6 protein-coding genes and 1 pseudogene are annotated in these 6,074 nt (G+C 65.2%); 1 reads left to right on the plus strand and 6 read right to left on the minus strand.

Going from position 1 to position 6,074, the window contains the following annotated elements:
* Positions 1-16: 16 nt before the first annotated feature.
* A complete protein-coding gene (locus ACLMAJ_RS32625; RefSeq protein WP_412017725.1) occupies positions 17-826 on the minus strand; it encodes an SAM-dependent methyltransferase in 810 nt (269 codons plus the stop codon).
* 274 nt (positions 827-1,100) lie between these two features.
* Between ACLMAJ_RS32625 and ACLMAJ_RS32630 the strand changes: the two genes are divergently transcribed.
* Positions 1,101-2,132 (plus strand): cation diffusion facilitator family transporter, encoded by a 1,032-nt coding sequence (locus tag ACLMAJ_RS32630; RefSeq protein WP_412017726.1) that lies wholly within the window; start codon positions 1,101-1,103, stop codon positions 2,130-2,132.
* Positions 2,133-2,136: 4 nt separating this feature from the next.
* Here ACLMAJ_RS32630 and ACLMAJ_RS32635 read toward each other — a convergent pair whose 3' ends face one another.
* The 5 genes and pseudogenes from ACLMAJ_RS32635 to ACLMAJ_RS32655 form a co-directional block, all read right to left on the minus strand.
* Complete coding sequence (locus tag ACLMAJ_RS32635) at positions 2,137-2,718, minus strand: TetR/AcrR family transcriptional regulator (protein ID WP_412017727.1); 582 nt, start codon at positions 2,716-2,718, stop codon at positions 2,137-2,139.
* A gap of 135 nt (positions 2,719-2,853) precedes the next feature.
* A complete protein-coding gene (locus ACLMAJ_RS32640; RefSeq protein ID WP_412017728.1) occupies positions 2,854-3,216 on the minus strand; it encodes a hypothetical protein in 363 nt (120 codons plus the stop codon).
* A gap of 222 nt (positions 3,217-3,438) precedes the next feature.
* Positions 3,439-4,476, minus strand: a complete 1,038-nt coding sequence (locus ACLMAJ_RS32645) for a polyprenyl synthetase family protein (protein ID WP_412017729.1) — start codon at positions 4,474-4,476, stop codon at positions 3,439-3,441.
* Positions 4,477-4,615: 139 nt separating this feature from the next.
* The gene (locus tag ACLMAJ_RS32650; protein ID WP_412017734.1) at positions 4,616-5,845 is read right to left on the minus strand and encodes an MFS transporter; all 1,230 of its coding nucleotides are present in this window, start codon (positions 5,843-5,845) and stop codon (positions 4,616-4,618) included.
* A gap of 99 nt (positions 5,846-5,944) precedes the next feature.
* Positions 5,945-6,074: pseudogene (locus tag ACLMAJ_RS32655) on the minus strand (inositol-3-phosphate synthase); the annotation flags it as partial.

Raw genomic sequence — 6,074 nt, forward strand, 5'->3', positions numbered from 1 at the left:
GGTTCTGTTCGCCCTCTCAGTCCTTGAAGCCGACGCCTGCCAGGCCTAGCGAGCGGCCCGGCGCCTCGTGTCGGTCGCGCTCGGACTCCGGCCGCCACGCAGGCAGCTCGACCACGCCGGGCTCGACCAGCTCCCATCCTTCGAACATAGTCGCGATCGCGTCCCTGGAACGAAAATGGATACCGATCCTGCTCTGGTTGGCCGCGTTGGCTCCCAGCTTGCTTGCGTCTTCGGGGCGCAGCGCCGATGTCAGATGCGAGATCGCGACATAACTGCCGGTGGGGACGACCGCACGGAGCTGGGCGACCATCTCGGCGGGTCGATCGTCGTCGGAGAGCAGGTGCAGCACGGCGATCAGCAGCACGCCGACGGGCTTGTCGAAGTCGATGACTCCGGTTTCCCGGACGCGAGCCAGCAGCTCAGCCGGTTTGCGCAGGTCCGCCTCGATCGCGGCGGCTTTGTCGTTGTCCCGCAGGATCGCCCGCGAATGGGCCACCGCGACGGGGTCGATGTCCGCGTAGAGCACGCGACATTCCGGGTCGATGGCCTGCGCGACCTCGTGGACATTGCCCGCGGTCGGGATTCCCGAACCGATGTCGAGGAACTGCCTGATGCCGGAATCAGCGAGGAATCGCACCGCCCTGCGCAGAAAAGCCCGGTTGCTCAACGCCAATCGCGGCAGGTCGGGGACCAATCGCTTGCCCATTTCGGCGGCCTCGCGGTCGATCTCGAAATTGTGCGAGCCACCCAGCAGGGCGTCATACATTCGAGCCGGACTCGCCTGCTGCATATCCACGCCCTCGGGCGCCCACTGCGGCCTATCCATCGAAAACCCCTCTACGCTCGCGATCGGACCTTCCCGGCTCCAGGTCGGTCCGCCCCGTCCGGATACGGTGCTCTCGATCACCCGAAAGGTGCAGTCCGAATAGTAACCGGACCAGCGAATCCCCATGCCGCACATGATCACCACCTCGCAGCCGCACATGATCGCGGTGGTCAAACCGGCCGTGCGACACCCGCGTAATATTCATACATGCGCATGTGTGCAAAATGGGTTACCCTATCCAGCGGCAGCCACGAAAGGGAAGGGACGTTCGACTATGGGAGAACAGTGCGGGTCGTCGAAGCAGTCGGTGGAGGCGGTCCCCCACACCGACCATGATCATGGCGCGGAGACGGGGCATGGCCATTCGCGTGACCACTCGCACGGTCACGACCATGGCGTCTCGACGAATTCCGACCCGCGCTGGCTGTCCATCGCACTCGGGTTGATCCTGGCCTTCATGGCGGTCGAGGTGGTCGTCGGCATCCTGGCCAACTCGTTGGCGCTGATCACCGATGCCGGGCACATGCTCACCGATGCCGCATCGATCGTGCTCGCTATGATCGCGATCCGGCTGGCAAGGCGGCCCGCCGCGGGCCGATTCACCTACGGCTTCAAGCGCGTGGAGATACTTTCCGCCCAGGCCAACGGCATCACCCTGCTCTTACTCGCGGTGTGGTTCGTGTACGAGGGCATCACCAGGCTGATCAATCCACCGGAGGTCTCCGGCCCGCTTGTATTGATCACCGCGCTGGTCGGGATCGTGGTGAACATCGTGGCGGCGTGGAGCATCAGTCGCGCCAACCGCACCAGCTTGAACGTCGAGGGCGCCTTCCAGCACATCCTCAACGACCTCTACGCCTTCATCGGCACCGCGATCGCGGGTGCGGTGGTGTGGCTGACCGGTTTCGCCCGCGCCGACGCCATCGCCGCACTGGTCGTCGCCGTCCTGATGGCCAAGGCAGGCTGGTCGCTTGTCCGTGAGTCCGGCCGCATCTTCCTCGAGGCCGCACCCGCCCACCTGGACCCCGACGTCATCGGCGCCCGCATCGTCACCATCCCGCAGGTGAGCGAGGTGCACGACCTGCACGTCTGGCAGATCACCTCCGGGCAGCCATCGTTGTCGGCACATGTGCTCGTCGCCGACGGCGCCGACTGCCACGCGGCCCGCTCGACGATCGAAAGGACACTCCACGACGAGTTCGGCCTGGAACACACCACCCTGCAGGTGGACCACGTGTCAGACCTCGATCTCTCGCGGAAAGATCTGCACTGTGCCGAATCCCACGGGCCGATCCACCGATCCTGACAAGCTACGGCCCGGCCAGCAGACTCAGCAGCGTTCGACGGACCGCATCGGAGGCCGCCTCGGGTGGCCTCCCACAGCGGTCGACGAGATGGTGACGGAAGCTCCACGCGGTCGTGGCTTCGATCAGGTCGAGAAGTTCTTCGTCGACGGTGCCGTCGGGCCGCTCGAGCTCGATAGCGAAAGTGCGGGCGAGTTGGTCTCGCAGCAAACGATCTCCACGCCGCATCCGCTCATCGATGATGGGCACATTCGGTGATTCGACAAGCCCGGTCACGCGGATTCGGCGCTGTAGCGCGAACACTTGCGCGGTTTGCGCCACGACCAGATCCACGCGGTCGCGCAATGGAGTGTTCGGATCGGCGCCGGTGATCAACTGTTCGACCCGCTCGGTCTGCTGAATCGTCGCCGCGGCCTTGAGCTCGTCCAGGTCGGGAAAATGCACGAAGATACTGCGCAGCGAAACTCCAGCCCGTTCGGCGATACTTTTCGCGGTCGGCGACACCTCACCCGCGTCCAGGGCCCCGAGCAGTGCGTCGATGATCACCGCCCGCGTCCGAATCGGATCGCGGATCCGTCCGCGCGCCATAACGCCGCCTCCCGTTGAGCTGATGCACCAGAGATTAGTGCCGAGCCGGCGCCCGCGGCCACGGGACCCGCGGACGCCACCCGTCACGTCGATGCATTCCGCGCACGCACGCCCGGAGGTCGATCCAGCATGTCCCTAGCCGCGATAGATCTCCACGTAGGCGTTGGTGGCCACGGCGATGAGGCCGGGGCCGACCCCCGTGCAGGCGACCGTCGTGCGCTGCCCTGTCGGTGTGAAGGGATAGCTGAGTTGGGTGTACGGCCCGATACCGTACATCGGGAACGGTCCCGTGCTGCGCAGGCCGAAGCAGTCGAGGTGGAGGACGTAATTCTCGCCCCCGTCGGGTTGGCAGGTCGCCGACGCACCGACGAGATCCCGCTCGACAACACAATCCTGAGGTGCCGCCTGGGCGGCGCCCGAGCCGACAATCGCTACAAAGCCCAGTCCGAATACACCAGCGGCCGCCACTCGTGCGGCGGCGGCAATTGTCCTTGTCATGGAAACTCCTCCTGTTGCTGTGTGCTGTCGGTGTGGAGCGTTGAAAGGTTACGCCCGGCGCGATCAGGCAGTCCTTCGGCGCGCACCCACCGGCGCAGCGAGCCCGCCGCACCCACCATCCAGACGTAGACACGTTGCCCGGTAGGCACTTCCACGCCTCGGACGGCTTTTCGAGCGCATCCCCGCCACCGGGGGCACGATCTTCGGCGCGGGTGGGCTCAGTCAGTTGTCTCGCACGGTGACCAGGCGGGCCAACTGTTCGAGATCCCTGGTGTCGGCATCAACCGGGAGCACCGCCGTCGCAGCTGCCAGCCGTTCGCGTACGTGGCGCAGCGTCAGCTCGAGTCCTCCGGCTTGCTCGACCAGCGCCGCTGCCCGCGCCACCTGTTCCGGGGCCAATGGTTCTATCGATTCGAACAGATCCGCCAGTTCGACACCGGCATCGGTGCCCGATTCGAGCGCGGCGATCACGGGCAGTGTCTTCTTGCGGTTGCGCAGGTCGTTGCCGACGCACTGATCGGAAAACGCTGGGTCACCGTAGATTCCGATCACATCGTCGACGAATTTGAACGCCGAGCCCAGTTCGCGACCGTAGATTTCCATGGCGGAAACAGTGCGCGGGTGTGCGCCGGCGCAGAGCGCGCCAAGGGCGCCTGCGCAGGCCATCAGCGAGCCGACCTTGGCTGCCACCATCGAGAGGTAATCGTCGATGCCGACCCGTGCCTGGTTCTCGAACGCGCAGTCCGCGTATTGCCCGCGGCACAGCTCGAGCGTCGCTGTTTGTAGCCGGGTAATTGCCTCGGCGATCAGATGTCCTGGCAGCCGAGTCGAGAGCATCTTGACCGCCTGCGCTTGCAGGGCGTCGCCGAGCAGGATGGCGTTGTTGATTCCCCAGACGTTCCACGTTGTTCGGCGCCCGCAGCGTAGCGGGTCGGCGTCCATGACATCGTCGTGTACGAGAGAGAAGTTATGCAGTAGCTCGACGGCGGCCGCGGCGGGGACAGCGTCGTCGCGGTTGCCACCGCAGGCGGCGGCCGCGCTGAATGCGAGAGCGGCGCGCAAAGCCTTCCCCGATTCGCCTGGTACCGGCATACCTGTCGCATCCCACCACCCCAGGTGGTATCCGGCCATGCGGCGCAGGGGTTCACCCAGCGAATCCACCGACACCCGCAAGGCAGGCTCGACCATGGCTCCGGCACTGGCCAGCACCTCGTGCGCCGTCAGCTCGGTGCCCAACGGTTCTGTTGTCGTGACCGACACTGCACTCACCTCCGGCTGCCGACCGAATTCGATCACGTGAGCTGCGGCAGCAAACCGGACTCTAAGGCGTATGCGTACTCGGGAACATCGGCCAGTCTCCGGAGAAATATGCGTGTCCTGTCGGATGACGCGGGCGCCGTCACATTGCCGTCGGCGCTGACACCTCGACTCGGTCCTGTCGCTGCAATCGGGCCAGTTGGCCCAGCGACAGTGCTGCGGCGAACAGGCAGCAGGGAACCAGGCAGAATGCCCAGCGGATGCCGAGCAGGTCGGAGAGGGCACCGAGCAGGAACGGCGCGACCCCGAATCCGAATGCGACACCATAGGAGTTGCGGGACATGGCCAGCTCGAACTGTTGGTTGGAAGCCTCCATGGTCAGGGCCACGCTGAGCGGGAAGTGCAACGACATTCCCAGCCCGCAACACAGGAGGCCGGCGAGTGCGATCGCGGGTTCGGTAGCCAGCCAGAACACCGCGAATCCGGCTGCCGCCGTGGCGATAGCCCCGAACATCAAGGGTACGTTGGCTATTCGCACCGCAACCCGCGCCGCCCCCAGCCGCCCGACCAGCATGCCGCCCAGCACAGCCGAGACAGCGATACCTGCTGTGTCCGCCGAGACGCCGGTGCGTTCGTGGAGTTGCTCGGCGGCCCACAAGATCAAGCCTGCCTCCACGGACTCGATTGCCAGTAGACACGACCACGCAAGCCAGAACCGTCGAGGCAGGTGTTTGCCTGTCGAATCTCGTTGAACGGCAACCTTATTGCTGTCAGCCGGGCTCCGCCACCGCGTCGACGCGGTCAGCGCGGCCAACGTACCGGCGAGCACGAACGTGAGACCGAGCGCCGCTCGCCAACCCATACCAGCGTCCACCGCGACCTTGGTCAGCAACGGCGCAAGGAAGCCCATACCGGCACTGGCCGCATTGGCCTCGCTGATCGCCGCTGCGGATATGGTTCCGTGATGGTCGGAGAGTCCGGTGGATACTCCGCTCAGCACGAGGATTCCGAAGGTCATGGCGATGACGGTTGCGAGGAGTGTGCCGGTCACCGACGACGACAGACAGAACATGCCCGCACCGACGGCGAGTCCGGTCAGGCCGATCGTCAGCACGACGCCCAGTGGCAGCCGCCGGGTCAAGTGCGGGAACAGTACGCCGCCGGCAATCGTGCCCACTGCCAGCGCTGGCCCGTACATGCCTGCGACAGTGCGGCTCACCCCTGATTCTTCGCGAAATAACAGGACCGAGGAACCGAATCCGAACTGGAAGTAGCCCAGAGCACCTAGTTGTGCGTAATGCAGCCACGTTGTGCGGTCTCGGATCAAGCGCGTCGCTGAACTGCCGCAACCAACACTCGGGGTATCCGGCACGACAGATTCGCGATCGGTGTAGGTTGTCGCGGCGGATTGCGGCTCATCGCCGTACAAAAGTGATTTCCTCTATTCCCTGTGGTTTCAGCCGTCGCCGAATTATTCAGCGCCGATGATGAATTCCTCGAGCTGGGTGCGGGCGATGTCGTCGGCCAGCTGCTTGGGCGGAGACTTCATCAGGTACGCCGATGCCGGGATGACCGGTCCGCCGATACCACGATCGAGAGCG

Source organism: Nocardia arseniciresistens (assembly GCF_046764875.1).
Classification (GTDB): domain Bacteria; phylum Actinomycetota; class Actinomycetes; order Mycobacteriales; family Mycobacteriaceae; genus Nocardia; species Nocardia arseniciresistens.

What these genes read in the sequence shown, in the direction of transcription:
- ACLMAJ_RS32625 (WP_412017725.1), bottom strand. Translation starts at nt 826, where the DNA reads ATGGATAGGCCGCAGTGGGCGCCCGAGGGCGTGGATATGCAGCAGGCG.
- ACLMAJ_RS32630 (WP_412017726.1), top strand. Translation starts at nt 1,101, where the DNA reads ATGGGAGAACAGTGCGGGTCGTCGAAGCAGTCGGTGGAGGCGGTCCCC.
- ACLMAJ_RS32635 (WP_412017727.1), bottom strand. Translation starts at nt 2,718, where the DNA reads ATGGCGCGCGGACGGATCCGCGATCCGATTCGGACGCGGGCGGTGATC.
- ACLMAJ_RS32640 (WP_412017728.1), bottom strand. Translation starts at nt 3,216, where the DNA reads ATGACAAGGACAATTGCCGCCGCCGCACGAGTGGCGGCCGCTGGTGTA.